Raw genomic sequence first — 15,071 nt, 5'->3', positions numbered from 1 at the left:
CATCGCCCGTCGCCCCCCTCACAAGTCTGAAATGTCCGTCCCAGGCGCCGAAAGGTCGCGGCGCAGCCCCTGTCGGGACGATACACCAGTCTCGTCACTCAGGGACATAGGTTCTCTACGCTCCGTGACGATCATCGGCATATGCGCACGGACCGCGTCCGGGGGACTGCGGAGGGTGCCGGAACCGGACTACACGGATGCCGCGCCCGTCGTCAGGATCACGTGGCGCAGCGGCTCGCGGTTCACGAAACGGTGCAACTGGTCCACCACCAGCCGCTTGGCGCGGGGCAGGAAGGCGGACGTGGGGCCGCCCACGTGGGGGCTGATGAGCACGCCCGGCGCGCGCCACAACGGGTGTGCCGGGGGCAGGGGTTCGGGGTCGGTGACGTCCAGGGCGGCGGTGAGCCGGCCGGTCTCCAGCTCGGCGAGCAGGGCCTTCGTGTCGACGACCGGGCCGCGGGCGACGTTCACCAGCAGCGCGCCGTCCTTCATCCGGGCCAGGAACTCGGCGTCGACCAGGCCGAGGGTGGTGTCGGTGAGGGGCGTGGACAGGATGACGACGTCCGCCTCGGGGAGCAGGGCGGGCAGTTCGGTGAAGGGATGCACAAGACCGCGCGCCGTCGTGCGCTGGGAGCGCGCGACGCGCGCCACCCGCGCCACCTCGAACGGCACGAGCCGGTCCTCGATGGCGGCGCCGATGGCCCCGTACCCGACGACGAGCACGTTCTTGTCGGCGAGCGCCGGGTGGAACCCGCCCTCCCAGTGCCCCCGGTCCTGCGCGCGCACGAACTGCGGGATCCCCCGCAGCGCGGCCAGCGTCAGGGTGAGCGCCAGCTCGGCGGTGCTCGCCTCGTGCACCCCGCGCGCGTTGCACAGCCGCACCCCGGGCACCAGGTCCTCCAGCCGCGCGGTGATGTCGTCCACCCCGGCGGTCAGCGTCTGCACCACCTGCAGCCGCCGCATCTGCGCGAGCGGCCCCACCCGCACCTGCTGCGCCTTCATGTACGGCACGACGTAGACCACGCAGTCCGCGGGATCCCCCGGGTACGGCTGATCGCCGGACTCACCCCCGTCCCAGAAGAGGTAGTCGAGCCCCTCGGGGAGACCGTCGATCTCCTCCGGGGGGATGGGCAGCCATACGTCACGGGGTGCGTCGATGCTCATGTCAGGAGGCTAGGGCCTCCCCGGCGGATCCGGCCGGAGAAAATAGACGGCATCTGATCAGCTCGGGTGAGCGGGGTCTGGTGCGTGCAGCTGCAAGGCGGAGGAGGGCGTCGACGCGATGGGGGTCCCCCCCTCTGGGGGAGCGCGTGCCAGACCCCGCGTCTCCGGCAAGATCCGCCGGGGAGGCCCTAGTTCAGGTACGCGTGCGCGTAGAGGTTAGGTTGGGGGGTCGGGAGAGGGAGGGTCACGGGCAGGTGGAGCGCAGGACGATCGGCGCGGGGGCGCTCTCGGTGGGGGCCGTCGGACTCGGGTGCATGCCGATGAGCTGGGGGTACAGCGGGTCCCGGCAGCGGGGTGACGAGTCGCTCAGGGCGGTGCACCGGGCGCTGGACCTGGGCTCGGACCTCCTGGACACGGCCGACATGTACGGCCCGTTCACCAACGAGCTGTTGGTGGGGCGGGTGTTGAAGGAACGGCGCGGGGACGCGTTCGTGTCCACGAAGGTCGGTCTGCTCGTCGGCGAGCAGCACATCGTGGCCAACGGCCGCCCCGGGTACGTGAAACGGGCCTGCGACGCGTCGCTGAGGCGGCTGCAGACCGATGTCATCGACCTCTACCAACTGCACCGCGCCGACCCCGAGGTCCCTGTGGAGGAGACATGGGGCGCGATGGCCGAGCTCGTCCGGGCGGGCAAGGTACGGGCATTGGGGCTGTGCGCGGTGGGCGCGCGGGGCGGTCGGCGCTCGGGCGGGCGCCTGCACGACGCGACGATCCGTCAGTTGCGGCGGGTGCAGCAGGTGTTCCCGGTGAGCGCGGTCGAGGCGGAGCTGTCGGTGTGGTCGCCCGAGGCGCTGGACACGCTGCTGCCGTGGTGCGAGGCGCGCGGCGTGGGCTTTCTGGCGGCGATGCCGCTGGGGAATGGTTTCCTCACCGGCACCCTGACCCCGGGCGAGGGCTTCGAACCGGACGACATGCGCGCCCGGCACCCCCGCTTCACCGCCGAGATGATGGCCGCGAACCAGCCGGTCGTAGCCGGTCTGCGCCGGGTGGCCGCACGACATGGGGAGGGCGTGACGGTCGCGCAGGTGGCACTGGCGTGGGTGCTGGCGCAGGGCCGGCACGTGATCCCGGTGCCGGGCACCAAGCAGGCGCGGTGGGTGGCGGAGAACGCCGGGGCGGCCGGGCTGCGGCTGACGTCCGAGGACCTCGCAGAGGTGGCGGACCTGCCGCCCGCGCAGGGATCGTGGGAGTGAGCGGCGCGTCACGGGTGCGGCCGCTCGGGTGCCGCGTCACGAATGCCGCGTGGTCGGATCCGCGCCGCGGGTGCCGCTTTCGGGTGGGGTCGGCGGGATCGGGAACCCATGGGGCCTGTGCTGCGTAGGACAAGTGGAAGCTGCCGCAGGACCGTCGGGCCGAAGGGAGCGGGATCGTGCGACGTCGGGTGGTGACGGCCGGGCTGGCCGTGGGTGCGCTGCTGTGGACGGCCGGCTGCTCCTCCGGGGACGGAGGGGCGTCCGGAAACGGCCCGAGCGCGTCCGCGAGCGGTACGACGGTGCAGGGCTCGTCCTCCCCGAGCGCCGAGAAGACCCCACCCGCGAAGGGCACGGTCGAGGTGGTGCGCACGGTCGCCGAGGGCCTGAACTCCCCGTGGGGCCTGGCCCCGCTCCCCGAGGGCGGCCTGCTGGTCGCCTCGCGCGACGAGGGGACGATCACCTACGTGGACGAGTCGACCGGCAAGAAGACCGAGGTCGGCGAGGTCCCGGGCGTCTCCGCGGCCGGCGAGGGCGGTCTGCTCGGCCTCGCCCTCTCCCCCGACTACGCCGCGGACCACATGGTCTACGCGTACTTCACGTCGGTCTCGGACAACCGGATCGTGCGCATGATCTACGACCCCGAGCGGCCCGCCGGTGATCAGCTCGGCGCTCCGGACACGGTCTTCAAGGGCATCCCCAAGGGCGTGATCCACAACGGCGGCCGGATCGCCTTCGGCCCCGACAAGATGCTGTACGCGGGCACGGGCGAGAGCGGTGACCGGGGCCTGTCCCAGGACAAGGACTCCCTGGGCGGCAAGATCCTGCGCCTGACCCCCGAGGGCGAACCGGCCCCCGGCAACCCCTTCTCCGGCTCCCCGGTCTACTCCTACGGCCACCGCAACGTGCAGGGGCTGGCCTGGGACTCCGAACAGCGGCTGTTCGCCGCGGAGTTCGGCCAGGACACCTGGGACGAGCTGAACGCGATCAAGCCGGGCGCCAACTACGGCTGGCCGGAAGTCGAGGGCGAGTCCGACGACAGCGCGTACCAGAATCCGATAGCCCAGTGGCACACCGACGACGCCTCCCCCAGCGGCATCGCCTACGCCGAGGGTTCGATCTGGATGGCCGGCCTGAAGGGCCGGCGGCTGTGGCGCATACCCCTCAAGGGCATCGAGGCCTCGGCCGACCCCCAGTCCTTCCTCCAGGGCGACTACGGCCGTCTGCGCACGGTGGTCGCGGCGGGCGGCGACCGTCTCTGGGTCACCACCAGCAACACGGACGGCCGGGGCGACCCGAAGGAGGGCGACGACCGGATCCTGGAGCTGCGGGTGAGCTGAGCGCCGTCACTCCTCGTCGGCTTCCTCCTCCTGCGGCTCGGGCAGCCGGACGACGACCTTCCCGGACGCGAGGTCTATCGGCCCCCGCCCGGGATCCCCGTCCCCGACGTCGTGCCTGGTCAGCTCCAGCCGGTTCTGCTCGTCACGGGTGTGCTTGCGGCCCGGTGAGAACAGTTCCTCGAAGGCGTTGAACATGCGCTGTCTCCTCGCGGGTCGGCTGCGGCTCGTTCCATCATCACGCGAGCGCCCGCTCCCCCGCCTCCGGCGGGAACAGGCCCAGCCGGTGGGCCAGGGCCGCCGCCTCTCCTCTTCCCGAGACGCCCAGCTTGGCGAGGATGTTCGAGACGTGGACGCTGGCGGTCTTCGGAGAGATGAAGAGTGCGTCGGCGATCTGGCGATTGGTGCGGCCGGCGGAGACCAGACGCAGGACGTCGCGTTCGCGGCCGGTGAGGCCGAGGGCCTCGGCGGGGTCGGTGGGGAGGGCGTGCGGTGCGAGGGGTGCGCGGGCCTGCCCCGCGAGGGCGGTGACGGCGTCGGCCAGCGGGCGGGCTCCCAGGTGGGTGGCGACCGCGTGCGCGAGGCGGAGGAGTTCCACGGCGCGTTCGCGGTGGTCGTCGCCGCCGGCGGCCAGGAGGGACTCGGCGAGGCGGAGCCGGGTGCGGGCGAGGTCGTAGGGCCGTTCCAGGCGCTCGAAGGCGGTGACGGCCTCGGACCAGTCGTCGGGGGCGCCGCGGCCCTCGGCGCGCAGCAGTTCGGCGCGCAGCCAGCGTTCGTGCGCCTGCCAGACCGGAGCGAGGGTGGCGAGTGACCGGGCGGCCTTGCGGAGGCCGTCCACGAGGTCGGCGTCGGCCTCGGCCCCGGTGAGCAGCAGGGGCCAGGCGTAGCGCTGGGCGCCGAGCGGGAAGCCGGCGTCCAGGGCGCGTTCGAGCTGGGCCCGGGCGTCCGCGGGGCGGCCCCCGGCGACGGCCAGGCCGATGGAGAGACGGGTGAGCGGAAGGTGGTGCTGGGCGGCGCGTTCATGGGAGCCGAAGAAGCCCTGTGCGGCTGCGACTTGCCGTTCGGCCTCGGCGAAGTCGCCGCGGACGTAGGCGAGTTCCGCGCGGCGCGTGGCGTGGATGCCCTGGGCCGCCACGCCCTGGCCCAGCCGGTCGGCGACCGCCTCGGAGGCGCGCTCGGACTCGTCCCAGCGGCCCAGGACGAAGAGGGACTCGGCGAGGTTTCCGCACACCCAGGCCTTGGTGTCGGGCAGTCCGTGCCGATCGGCGTAGGCGGCGCCCTCCTCCAGGATCGCCACGGCCTCCCGGGAGCGGCCGACCGCCTCCAGTTCGGAGGGGAGGTTCACGTACACGTTCAGGGCGACGGGGGTGACGTCCTCGGCCAGGGCCCGGTCCTTCACCTCGTGCAGCTCCGTCAGCCCGGCCTCGACGTGACCGGCGCCGACCATGAGGATGCCGAGGATCTGGCGGGCGTCGAGCTCGATCTCACGCGCGCCGACCATCCGGGCGAACTCCACCGCACGCTCGGCGTCCGCGTACGCGTCGGGGCCCGGTGAGTGGATCATGGACCAGTTGGCCGCGCGGGTGAGGACCTCGGCGTGCACCTCGCTGGGCGGCAGGCCGCGCACCAGGTCCTGGGCCCGGACCAGCTCCTCACGCCCGCTGCCCCGGCCCAGGGAGCGCACGAGGCGGGAGCGCTGCACCCAGAACCAGGCGGAGCGCAGGGTGTCGTTCTCGTCCTCCAGGAGCCGCAGCGCCCGCTTGGTGATCTTCAGCGCGCGTTCGCGTTCACCGCTGAAGCGGCCGGCGACGGCGGCCTCGGCCATGAGGTCGAGATAGCGGAGCGGGGTGGTGGCGGGGTCGCAGCCGCAGGGAGGGTAGGCCTCGGTGTAGTCGACGGGGCGCAGCCGGGACCGTACGTCCTCGGGGGCGGTCTCCCACAGTTCCATCGCCCGTTCCAAAAGCCGCAGTTGCTCGCTGTAGGCGCGCCGGGAGCGGGCCTCGACGGAGGCGTCCAGGACGGCGGGCAGGGCCTTGGCCGGTTCGTGGGCGTGGTACCAGTAGCTGGCCAGACGCATGACGCGCTCGTCGGCGGGGACGAGCGTCGGGTGGGCCTCCAAGGCCTCCGCGTAGCGGCGGTTGAGGCGGGAGCGTTCGCCGGGGAGCAGGTCGTCGCCGACGGCCTCGCGGACGAGGGAGTGGCGGAAGCGGTAGCCGTCGCCGTCGGGGGTGGCGAGCAGGAGGTTGGCGTTCACGGCGGCCCGCAGCGCGCCGATCAGGTCGTCCTCGGACAGCCGGGCCACGGCGTCCAGCAGCCGGTACTCGACGGTGGAGCCGCCCTCGGCGACGATCCGGGCGACGTGCTGGGCGCTCTCGGGCAGCGCCTCCACGCGGACGAGGAGCAGGTCGCGCAGGGAGTCGGTGAGGCCGGTGCAGCAGCCCTCGTGGGCGGCGACGGCGAGTTCCTCGACGAAGAAGGCGTTGCCGTCGGAGCGTTCGAAGATGTCGTCGACCTGGGCGGGGTCGGGCTCGTAGGACAGGATGCCGGCGATCTGGCGGCCGACCTCGTCGCGGGTGAAGCGGCCCAGCTCGAGGCGCTGGACGGACCGCAGCCGGTCGAGTTCGGCGAGCAGGGGGCGCAGCGGGTGGCGGCGGTGGATGTCGTCGGCGCGGTAGGTGGCGAGGACGACGAGCCGGCCGCTGCGCAGGGTGCGCAGCAGGTAGGACAGCAGATGGCGGGTGGAGGCGTCGGCCCAGTGCAGGTCCTCCAGGGCGAGGACGACCGTGCGCTCGGCGGCGACCCGCTCCAGGAGGCGGGCGGTGAGCTCGAAGAGGCGGGCCATGCCCTCCTCGTCGTGCCGCCCGGCCTTGGTCTCCGCCACCTCGGGCAGCAGCCGGGCGAGTTCCTCCTCCTGGCCGGCCGCGGCGGCGGCCAGTTCCTCCGGGAGGGCGCGGCGCAGGGCGCGCAGGGCGGTGGAGAAGGGGGCGAACGGCAGCCCGTCGGCGCCGATCTCGACACAGCCGCCGAGCGCGACGACGGCGCCCCGGCGGGCGGCCGCGGCCGTGTACTCCTCGACGAGCCGGGTCTTGCCGACCCCGGCCTCCCCGCCGATCAGAAACGCCTGTGGCTCTCCCGCGGCGGCGCGGGAGAGCGCGTCGTTCAGGATGTCCAACTCGTCGCGGCGACCGACGAAGACGGGGCTGACGGACCTGGTCTCCACGGGGCCGAGCATCGCACGGGAGTACGACACCGGCCCAGCGGTTATCCCCGGCGGCGCCCCGGCGAACGTCGGCCAGACCAGCCCTGCGGGCGTCTGCGGCGGCGACCCGGCGGACATCGGGGACACCGGCCCGGCGGGCGGCCGCAGCGGCGACTCGGCGGTCACCGGGCCCGCGGGCACCCGCGACACCGGCCCCGCGGACGTCCGCGGCAGCGACCCCGCGGACATCGGGGACACCGGCCCGGCGGGCAGCCGCGGCGGCGGCCCCGCAGGCAGCCGTGACACCGGACCGACGGACATCCCCGACCCCGGCCCCGCGGGCACCCCCGACCCCGGTCCCCCGGACATCCGCGACACCGGCCCGGCAGGTGGTGTAGCGGCGGAGCGGCCGACCCCCGTGCGGCCGCCCCGCCGGGTCCCGGGGTTCATGCGGGCCGGGCGAACCGGAACCGGCGGAGGCGGCCGGTATGGGACTCGCTCTCTGCCGCGGCGCGCTCCGCGGCCTCGCGGCGGGCGGCGCGGCGGCTGCGGACGGCCTCGCGGGCCAGCCGCTCCTGCTCGGCGCGGCGCAGCAGCTCGGCGGAACGGGCCTGGAGCTCGTACTCGTGCATGGTGGTTCTCCCCCTGGTGATCGGGTGTTGGCTTCGCTCGGTGCGATGCCTCCACCTTCGTCTCCCAGGGGGGTCCGCCACATCGGGAGAGTTCCGCATCTTCGGCGGTGGGCGGGGCCTTAGACGCGTCTGAGGGGCCTCAGGACCGCCGTAAGGTGCTTACGGCGGTCCTGAGACCCCTCGTGACGTGCGCGGACTCAGCTCGCGGAGGGCAGGCCGAGCAGGGCGTCCGTGTACTTGAGGACGGCCAGGAGCAGGCCGATCACGCCGAGCACGACACCGCCCCAGGAGACGGACTTGATCCACGGGGCCTGCGGCCGGCCGGGGTTGCCGAAGGCGGGGCGGGCCAGCACGACGACACCGGTGACCAGGGCGGCCAGCGCGAACACGCCGGCCCACAGCGCGGTGGTCTGCCAGGCGTCGCCGTAGACCGCCTGGATCTGCTGGGCGACGCTCGCGGTGGACGAGGTCTCCAGCTGGCCCACGAGGGTCTGGCGGGCGCCCGCGATCGTGCCGATCCAGCTGCCGCTGAGCGACAGGAAGCCGAGCGCGGCGGAGACGACGGCACCCGCGCCCTGGCCGACGCCGGTGGCGCCCGCCTTGGCGGGTTCGCCGTCCTCGAGGGAGTCCGCGAGGGAGTCCTCCAGGACGTCGTCGCCCGTCTCGTTCTCGGTCACGTCGTCGGACGCGTCGGTCTTGGTGATGTCCACCGCCTGCTCGTCGCTCTTGGCTTCGGTGGCCTCGGTGCCGGTCTCGGAGCCGGCCTCGTCAACAGTCTTGGTTCCCATGCCTCGCACCGTACGGACGCTCTCTGAGAGGTCTCTTAATGATCGTCTAACGCTCTTGGTGAGCGGCACGCGCGCGTGCGGCGCGCCACTCCTGGGCCAGCACGGACCACACTTCGAGGTCGTGCCGCACCCCACGATAGGGGTAGGCCTCCCGGCGCACACCGTCGCGGGTGAACCCAAGCCGCCGGGCGACGTTCAGACTGTTGGTGTTCCCGGCGCTGGCGACCCACTCGACGCGGTGGATCCCGCGCTGTTCGACGGCGAAGTCGATCAGTACCCGCATGGCCCGGGTGACCAGTCCGCGCCCGGTGCCGGCGGGCTCCAGCCAGCAGCCGACCTCGCAGTTCGCGTTCTCCGCGTCGAAGTTCAGGAAGAGCACCCCGCCGACCAGCTTGCCGTCCAGCCAGATGCCGTGCAGGGAGCCGGTGTCGGCGGCGCGCATGTCGGTGTACCGCTGGAGCACCTCGCGGGCGCCGGCCACGTCGGTGGCCTGGGAGCCGAAGGGGACGTACTCGTTGATGAACTCCCGGCCCCGGTCGAGGTGCGCCAGGAGTTCCTCGGCGTGCCAGGGCTCCAGGGGACGCAGCTCGGCTCCGTCGTCACCCAGCGATATCGCGTACATCCGGCTGCGACTCCTTCTCGAGTTCCTCCACGACCTCGTCGAGCCTCTCACGGGCCGGACGGCGCTCGGGCGGTTCGATGCTGATCCGCGGCAGACGCCTGTCGAGCCAGCGCGGCAGCCACCAGTTGGCACCGCCGAGGAGGTGCATCAGCGCGGGCACCAGGAGCGTACGGAGGACGAAGGCGTCGAGGGCGACGGCGGCGGCGAGCGCGATGCCGAACATGGCGATCACCCGGTCACCGCTGAGGACGAAGGCGAGGAAGACCGAGATCATGATGACGGCAGCGGAGTTGATCACCCGGCTGGTCTCGGCGAGGCCGACGCGTACGGCCCGCCGGTTGTCGCCGGTCTCCAGCCACTCCTCGTACATGCGGCTGACCAGGAAGACCTGGTAGTCCATGGAGAGGCCGAAGAGCACCGACACCATGATCACGGGGAGGAAGGGCTCGATCGGCCCGGCCCGGCCGAGGCCCAGCAGCTCGCTCCCCCAGCCCCACTGGAAGATCGCGACGACGACCCCGAAGGCGGCGGCGACGGCGGCCACGTTCATCACGGCGGCCTTGAGCGGGATGCCCACCGACCGGAAGGCGAGCAGGAGCAGCAGACAGCCCAGGCCGATGACGACGCCGACGAAGAGCGGCAGCTTGCCGACGATGACCTCGGCGAAGTCGTCGTAGCCCGCCGTCACCCCGCCGACCTGGACGTCGAGGGAGGTGCCGGCCTCGGCGCGGGGCAGCACCTCGTCCCGCAGCCGGTCGACGAGCTCGCTGGTGCTCTTCGACTGCGGGGAGGACTCCGGTACGACGGTGAGGTACGCGGTGCGCCCGCCCGAGTCGTATGTCACCGGTGTCACCGACGCCACGCCCTCGATGGCCCGCAGGGTGGCGTCGAGGTTGTCGAGGGCGAGCTTGTCCTCGGCGCCGTCGACGCGGGTCACCAGGGTCAGCGGCCCGTTCACACCGGCGCCAAAGCCGTCGGCAAGGAGGTCGTAGGCCTGGCGGGTGGTGGTGGTCTTCGGGTCGTTGCCCTGGTCGGAGGTGCCCAGGCGGAGGGAGAACGTCGGCAGGGCGAGGACGGCGATGACGACGACGGCGAGCGCGCCGAGCAGCTTGGGGTGGCGCTCGACGAACGCCGACCAGCGGGCGGCGAAGCCGGTCGGCAGTTCGGGCTCGGGCCCGTGCTCGGCGAGCCGGCGCCGTTCGCGGCGGCTGAGGGCGCGCGGGCCGATGTACGCCAGCAGGGCGGGCAGCAGGGTGACGGAGGCCGCGACGGTCAGGACGACGGTCAGGGAGGCGGCTATCGCGACGCCGTTGAGGAAGTTCAGGCGCAGGATCAGCATCCCGAGCAGGGCGATGCACACGGTGGCGCCCGCGAAGACGACCGCGCGCCCGGTCGTCGCCACGGCGCCGGTGGCGGCCTCGGCGGGCGTGAGGCCCTGTTTCAGGCCGCGCCGGTGCCGGGTCACGATGAACAGCGCGTAGTCGATGCCGACGCCGAGCCCGATCAGCATGCCGAGCATGGGCGCGAAGTCGGCGACGGTCATGGCGTGCCCGAGGAGCTGGATGCCGGCGTAGGCGGTGCCGACGCCCACCAGGGCGGTGGCGATGGGCAGCAGCGAGGCGGCGAGCGAGCCGAAGGCGAGGAACAGCACGACGGCGGCGACGAGCACGCCGACGGCCTCGGCGAGGTGCCCGCCGGAGGACTCGGTGAGGGCGATCGCGCTGCCGCCCAGCTCCACCTGGAGCCCGTCGCTCTCGGCGGCCTTGGCCGCCCTGACGACGGCCCGGGCCTCGGACGCGTCGATGTCCTCGGCGCGGTCGGTGAAGGTGACGGTGGCGTACGCCGTGTGTCCGTCCTCGCTGATCTGCGCGGCGCCCTGGTCGCCGTAGGGGCCGGCGACGGAGGCCACTCCCGGCAGGTCGGCGATCCTCTCCAGCGCGCGGGTCATGGTCTGTTCGACGTCGGCGGCGCGGACGGTGCCCGAGGTGGTGTGCCAGACAACGGTGTCGCTGTCGCCGCCGAGCGTGGGAAAGCCCTCCGCGAGCAGCCGGGTGGCGCGGCCGGACTCGGTGCCGGAGACCTCGTAGTCGTTGGAGTAGGCGGAGCCGGTGGCGACGGCGGCGGTGGCCGTGCCGACGAGAGCGAGCAGCCAGAGCAGAACCGCGAGAAGGCGGTTGCGGACACACCAACGTGCGAGGGCTGCCACTGACGTGCTCCCGGGGTGAATTGTGGATCTTTGACCGGGAAACAGCCCGCAAAGAACGTATGAGCAGATCGCGTGAGCGATGAGAAGGCCACTCTTGCAGGCGCACGAGATCGTTTGTTTCGATCGTGTGTCTTTTCACAAGAGTGGGAGGCAGATCACAGGACAATAACGGCGGCGGTGTCAGGCCAGGTCGGGCACGTGTCAGTCGGCCTGGTCGCCGAACGCCATCACCATCACCCCGGCGATGAGCAGCCACAGCGCCCGCCGGGTACGCCCCCGGGAGCCCAGGAACGCGGCGAGGGCGCAGACGGCGGCCCCGAGGGCGTAGGCCGCGGGGACGAGGGCCGGGGCGGCGCCGCCGAGGCGCATGAGGGACGCGGCGAGGCCGGCGAGAGTGAGGAGGGCGCCGGTACCGGTCGCCGTCCAGCGGGCCCGCCGGGCGTCGTCCGGGCCGTACTCGTCGTCCTCGTCCTCCAGATCGTCTATGCCGTCCCGGGGGTCGGAGTCGGTTCGTGCACTCATGGCGGGCGAGCGTAGCGCCTCCGGCTGAGAACACGGGAAGGGGGATGCGTCACGACGGACGCATCCCCCAGGTCACGGCGACGGCGCTCAGCCCTCGGTGACGCCCAGCTTCTCCAGGATCAGCTCCTTGACGCGGGCCGCGTCGGCCTGACCGCGCGTGGCCTTCATCACGGCGCCGACCAGGGCACCGGCCGCGGCCACCTTGCCGCCGCGGATCTTGTCGGCGATGCCCGGGTTGCCGGCGATGGCCTCCTCGACGGCGGTGGTGAGCGCACCCTCGTCGGAGACGACCTTCAGACCGCGCTTGTCGACGACCTCGTCCGGGGTGCCCTCGCCCGCGAGGACGCCCTCGATGACCTGACGGGCCAGCTTGTCGTTCAGGTCACCCTTCGAGACCAGCTCGGTGACCCGGGCGACCTGCGCCGGGGTGATCGCCAGCTCGTCCAGCGCCTTGCCCGACTCGTTGGCGCTGCGCGCCAGTTCGCCCATCCACCACTTGCGGGCGGACGCGGCGTCGGCACCGGCCTCGATCGTGGCGACGATCGGGTCCAGCGCACCGGCGTTGAGGATCGCCTGCATGTCGCCGGCGGAGATGCCCCACTCGGCGAGCAGCCGGGTACGGCGGACCAGCGGCAGCTCGGGGAGCACCGCCCGGATCTCCTCGACCCACTCCCGGGAGGGGGCCACCGGCACCAGGTCCGGCTCGGGGAAGTACCGGTAGTCCTCGGCCTCTTCCTTGACGCGGCCCGAGGTCGTCGACCCGGTGTCCTCGTGGAAGTGGCGGGTCTCCTGGACGATCGTGCCACCGGAGGACAGCACGGCCGCGTGCCGCTGGATCTCGAAGCGGGCCGCGCGCTCCACGGACCGCAGCGAGTTCACGTTCTTGGTCTCGGAGCGCGTGCCGAACTTCTCGCTGCCCTTGGGCATCAGCGAGAGGTTCACGTCGCAGCGCATCTGCCCCATCTCCATGCGGGCTTCCGACACGCCGAGCGCCTTGATGACCTCGCGCAGCTCACGGACGTACGCCTTCGCCACCTCGGGAGCGCGGTCGCCCGCGCCGACGATCGGCTTGGTGACGATCTCGATGAGCGGGATGCCGGCGCGGTTGTAGTCGAGCAGGGAGTGGGACGCGCCGTGGATACGGCCCGTCGCGCCGCCCACGTGGGTCGACTTGCCGGTGTCCTCCTCCATGTGGGCGCGCTCGATCTCCACGCGGAAGACCTCGCCGTCCTCCAGCTGGACGTCGAGGTAGCCGTTGAAGGCGATCGGCTCGTCGTACTGGGAGGTCTGGAAGTTCTTCGGCATGTCCGGATAGAAGTAGTTCTTCCGGGCGAAGCGGCACCACTCCGCGATCTCGCAGTTCAGCGCGAGACCGATCTTGATCGCGGACTCGACGCCGGTCGCGTTGACGACCGGGAGCGAGCCGGGCAGGCCGAGGCAGGTGGGGCAGGTCTGCGTGTTGGCGTCCTGACCGAGTGCGGTCGAACAGCCGCAGAACATCTTGGTCTTGGTGCCGAGTTCGACATGGACCTCGAGGCCCATGACGGGGTCGTACGACGCCAGCGCGTCCTCGTACGACACCAGGTCGGTCGTGGTGGTCACGGTGAAACTTCCCTCTCAGCCCAGCAGGACGTCGTCGTCGCCCAGCCGCTTCAGTTCGCGGTACAGGATGGCGAGGCCGGTGACGATGCCGACGGCAGCCACGGTCGCGTCGATCAGTCGCAGCGTGTCCTGTTCGGCCTTGGCCTTCTTGATCCGCTTGGCGACACCGAACGCGCCGAAGGCGGTGGTGGCGATGGACACGTACGTACCGGTCTTGGACTTCTGGAAGTCCTTGGCCTTGTTCAGTGCACTCACAGCGACGGTGCCTCCTCCAGGAGCGGGTGCCCCCACTTTTCCACGAAGGCGGCCTCGACGGCGGCGCCGACCTTGTACAGACGGTCGTCCTTCAGCGCCGGGGCGATGATCTGCAGACCGACCGGGAGGTTGTCCTCCGGGGCGAGGCCGCAGGGCAGCGACATGGCCGCGTTGCCCGCGAGGTTGGTCGGGATGGTGCACAGGTCGGCCAGGTACATCGCCATCGGGTCGTCGGCGCGCTCGCCGATCGGGAAGGCGGTGGTGGGGGTCGTCGGCGAGACGATGACGTCCACCTGCTCGAAGGCCTTCTCGAAGTCGCGCGTGATGAGCGTGCGGACCTTCTGGGCGGAGCCGTAGTACGCGTCGTAGTAGCCGCTCGACAGGGCGTAGGTGCCGAGCATGATGCGGCGCTTGACCTCCGGGCCGAAGCCGGCCTCGCGGGTGATCGAGGTGACCTCCTCGGCGGAGTGCGAGCCGTCGTCGCCGGTACGCAGGCCGTAGCGCAGGCCGTCGAAACGGGCGAGGTTGGACGAGCACTCGGAGGGCGCGATCAGGTAGTACGCCGACAGCGCCAGGTCGAAGGACGGACAGTCCAGCTCGACGATCTCGGCGCCCAGCTCCTTGAGGAGGGCCACGGACTCGTCGAACCGCTGGATGACGCCGGCCTGGTAGCCCTCGCCGCGGAACTGCTTGACGACGCCGACGCGCATGCCCTCGACGCTGCCGTTGCGGGCGGCCTCGACGACCGGCGGGACCGGGGCGTCGATGGAGGTGGAGTCGAGCGGGTCGTGCCCGGCGATCACCTCGTGGAGCAGCGCCGCGTCCAGGACCGTACGGGCGCAGGGCCCGCCCTGGTCCAGGGAGGACGAGAACGCCACCATGCCGAAGCGCGAGACCGCGCCGTACGTCGGCTTCACACCGACCGTGCCGGTGACGGCGGCCGGCTGGCGGATGGAGCCGCCGGTGTCGGTGCCGATCGCGAGGGGCGCCTGGAAGGAGGCGAGCGCGGCGGACGAACCGCCGCCGGAGCCGCCGGGGATCCTCGTCAGGTCCCACGGGTTGCCGGTCGGCCCGAAGGCGCTGTTCTCGGTGGAGGACCCCATGGCGAACTCGTCCATGTTGGTCTTGCCGAGGATGACGACGTCGGCGGCCTTCAGCTTCTTGGTGAGGGTCGCGTCGTACGGCGGGATCCAGCCCTCGAGGATCTTCGAACCGACGGTCGTGGGCACGCCCTCGGTGGTGAAGATGTCCTTGAGCGCGAGGGGCACACCGGCGAGGGGGCCGAGCTTCTCGCCGCGCTCCCGCTTCTCGTCGACGGCGCGCGCCTGCGCGAGAGCGCCCTCGCGGTCGACGTACAGGAAGGCGTGCACCTTCTCGTCGACGGCCTCGATCCGGGCCAGGTGGGCCTCGGCGACCTGGACGGCCGTGAGCTCACCGGAAGCGATCTTCGCGGCGGTCTCGGCGGCGGTCAGCTTGATGATGTTGTCCGTCATG

At 72.3% G+C, this 15,071-nt stretch carries 13 protein-coding genes; 2 read left to right on the top strand and 11 right to left on the bottom strand.

Annotated elements, in window-relative coordinates:
- Positions 1–189: 189 nt before the first annotated feature.
- Positions 190–1,164, bottom strand: a complete 975-nt coding sequence (locus ACIRF9_RS41520) for a 2-hydroxyacid dehydrogenase (RefSeq protein ID WP_403833563.1) — start codon at positions 1,162–1,164, stop codon at positions 190–192.
- Positions 1,165–1,418: 254 nt separating this feature from the next.
- Between ACIRF9_RS41520 and ACIRF9_RS41515 the strand changes: the two genes are divergently transcribed.
- Together ACIRF9_RS41515 and ACIRF9_RS41510 are read left to right on the top strand one after the other, a co-directional pair.
- Positions 1,419–2,417: an aldo/keto reductase gene (locus ACIRF9_RS41515; protein WP_403833560.1), complete on the top strand. Its 999-nt coding sequence runs from the start codon at positions 1,419–1,421 to the stop codon at positions 2,415–2,417.
- Between the two features lie 176 nt (positions 2,418–2,593).
- Positions 2,594–3,754 (top strand): PQQ-dependent sugar dehydrogenase, encoded by a 1,161-nt coding sequence (locus ACIRF9_RS41510; protein ID WP_403833558.1) that lies wholly within the window; start codon positions 2,594–2,596, stop codon positions 3,752–3,754.
- A gap of 6 nt (positions 3,755–3,760) precedes the next feature.
- On the opposite strand, the gene ACIRF9_RS41505 is transcribed toward ACIRF9_RS41510, so the two are convergent.
- From ACIRF9_RS41505 to gatA, 10 genes are all read right to left on the bottom strand, one after another.
- Entirely contained in the window at positions 3,761–3,949 is a 189-nt protein-coding gene (locus ACIRF9_RS41505) for a DUF6191 domain-containing protein (protein ID WP_403833555.1), read from the bottom strand.
- A 40-nt stretch (positions 3,950–3,989) separates the two neighbouring features.
- Positions 3,990–6,983, bottom strand: a complete 2,994-nt coding sequence (locus tag ACIRF9_RS41500; RefSeq protein WP_403833656.1) for an AAA family ATPase — start codon at positions 6,981–6,983, stop codon at positions 3,990–3,992.
- A 413-nt stretch (positions 6,984–7,396) separates the two neighbouring features.
- A complete protein-coding gene (locus ACIRF9_RS41495) occupies positions 7,397–7,582 on the bottom strand; it encodes a hypothetical protein (RefSeq protein ID WP_403833553.1) in 186 nt (61 codons plus the stop codon).
- A gap of 197 nt (positions 7,583–7,779) precedes the next feature.
- A complete protein-coding gene (locus ACIRF9_RS41490; RefSeq protein WP_403833551.1) occupies positions 7,780–8,370 on the bottom strand; it encodes a hypothetical protein in 591 nt (196 codons plus the stop codon).
- A 46-nt stretch (positions 8,371–8,416) separates the two neighbouring features.
- Positions 8,417–8,992: a GNAT family N-acetyltransferase gene (locus ACIRF9_RS41485; protein ID WP_403833548.1), complete on the bottom strand. Its 576-nt coding sequence runs from the start codon at positions 8,990–8,992 to the stop codon at positions 8,417–8,419.
- Complete coding sequence (locus ACIRF9_RS41480; protein WP_403833546.1) at positions 8,970–11,198, bottom strand: MMPL family transporter; 2,229 nt, start codon at positions 11,196–11,198, stop codon at positions 8,970–8,972. The genes ACIRF9_RS41485 and ACIRF9_RS41480 overlap by 23 nt, the downstream gene beginning before the upstream one ends.
- 201 nt (positions 11,199–11,399) lie before the next feature.
- Positions 11,400–11,720, bottom strand: coding sequence for a hypothetical protein (locus tag ACIRF9_RS41475; RefSeq protein ID WP_403833543.1), 321 nt, complete (start codon positions 11,718–11,720; stop codon positions 11,400–11,402).
- Positions 11,721–11,807: 87 nt separating this feature from the next.
- Complete coding sequence (gene gatB / locus ACIRF9_RS41470) at positions 11,808–13,322, bottom strand: Asp-tRNA(Asn)/Glu-tRNA(Gln) amidotransferase subunit GatB (protein ID WP_403833540.1); 1,515 nt, start codon at positions 13,320–13,322, stop codon at positions 11,808–11,810.
- A 15-nt stretch (positions 13,323–13,337) separates the two neighbouring features.
- The gene (locus ACIRF9_RS41465) at positions 13,338–13,577 is read right to left on the bottom strand and encodes a hypothetical protein (protein ID WP_403833538.1); all 240 of its coding nucleotides are present in this window, start codon (positions 13,575–13,577) and stop codon (positions 13,338–13,340) included.
- A complete protein-coding gene (gatA, locus tag ACIRF9_RS41460) occupies positions 13,574–15,070 on the bottom strand; it encodes an Asp-tRNA(Asn)/Glu-tRNA(Gln) amidotransferase subunit GatA (protein ID WP_403833535.1) in 1,497 nt (498 codons plus the stop codon). Before gatA ends, ACIRF9_RS41465 begins: the two co-directional genes overlap by 4 nt.
- Between the last annotated feature and the right edge of the window lies 1 nt (position 15,071).

The organism is Streptomyces sp. NPDC096132 (assembly GCF_044763345.1).
GTDB lineage: Bacteria > Actinomycetota > Actinomycetes > Streptomycetales > Streptomycetaceae > Streptomyces.
The sequence above is the reverse complement of the archived record's forward strand: the minus strand, read 5'-3'. Positions and strand labels throughout refer to the sequence as shown.

Bases quoted from the DNA above. Each gene is read 5' to 3' on its own strand.
- gatA (WP_403833535.1), bottom strand. From the start codon at position 15,070: ATGACGGACAACATCATCAAGCTGACCGCCGCCGAGACCGCCGCGAAG.
- ACIRF9_RS41500 (WP_403833656.1), bottom strand. From the start codon at position 6,983: ATGCTCGGCCCCGTGGAGACCAGGTCCGTCAGCCCCGTCTTCGTCGGT.
- ACIRF9_RS41495 (WP_403833553.1), bottom strand. From the start codon at position 7,582: ATGCACGAGTACGAGCTCCAGGCCCGTTCCGCCGAGCTGCTGCGCCGC.
- ACIRF9_RS41485 (WP_403833548.1), bottom strand. From the start codon at position 8,992: ATGTACGCGATATCGCTGGGTGACGACGGAGCCGAGCTGCGTCCCCTG.
- ACIRF9_RS41475 (WP_403833543.1), bottom strand. From the start codon at position 11,720: ATGAGTGCACGAACCGACTCCGACCCCCGGGACGGCATAGACGATCTG.
- ACIRF9_RS41520 (WP_403833563.1), bottom strand. From the start codon at position 1,164: ATGAGCATCGACGCACCCCGTGACGTATGGCTGCCCATCCCCCCGGAG.
- ACIRF9_RS41505 (WP_403833555.1), bottom strand. From the start codon at position 3,949: ATGTTCAACGCCTTCGAGGAACTGTTCTCACCGGGCCGCAAGCACACC.
- ACIRF9_RS41490 (WP_403833551.1), bottom strand. From the start codon at position 8,370: ATGGGAACCAAGACTGTTGACGAGGCCGGCTCCGAGACCGGCACCGAG.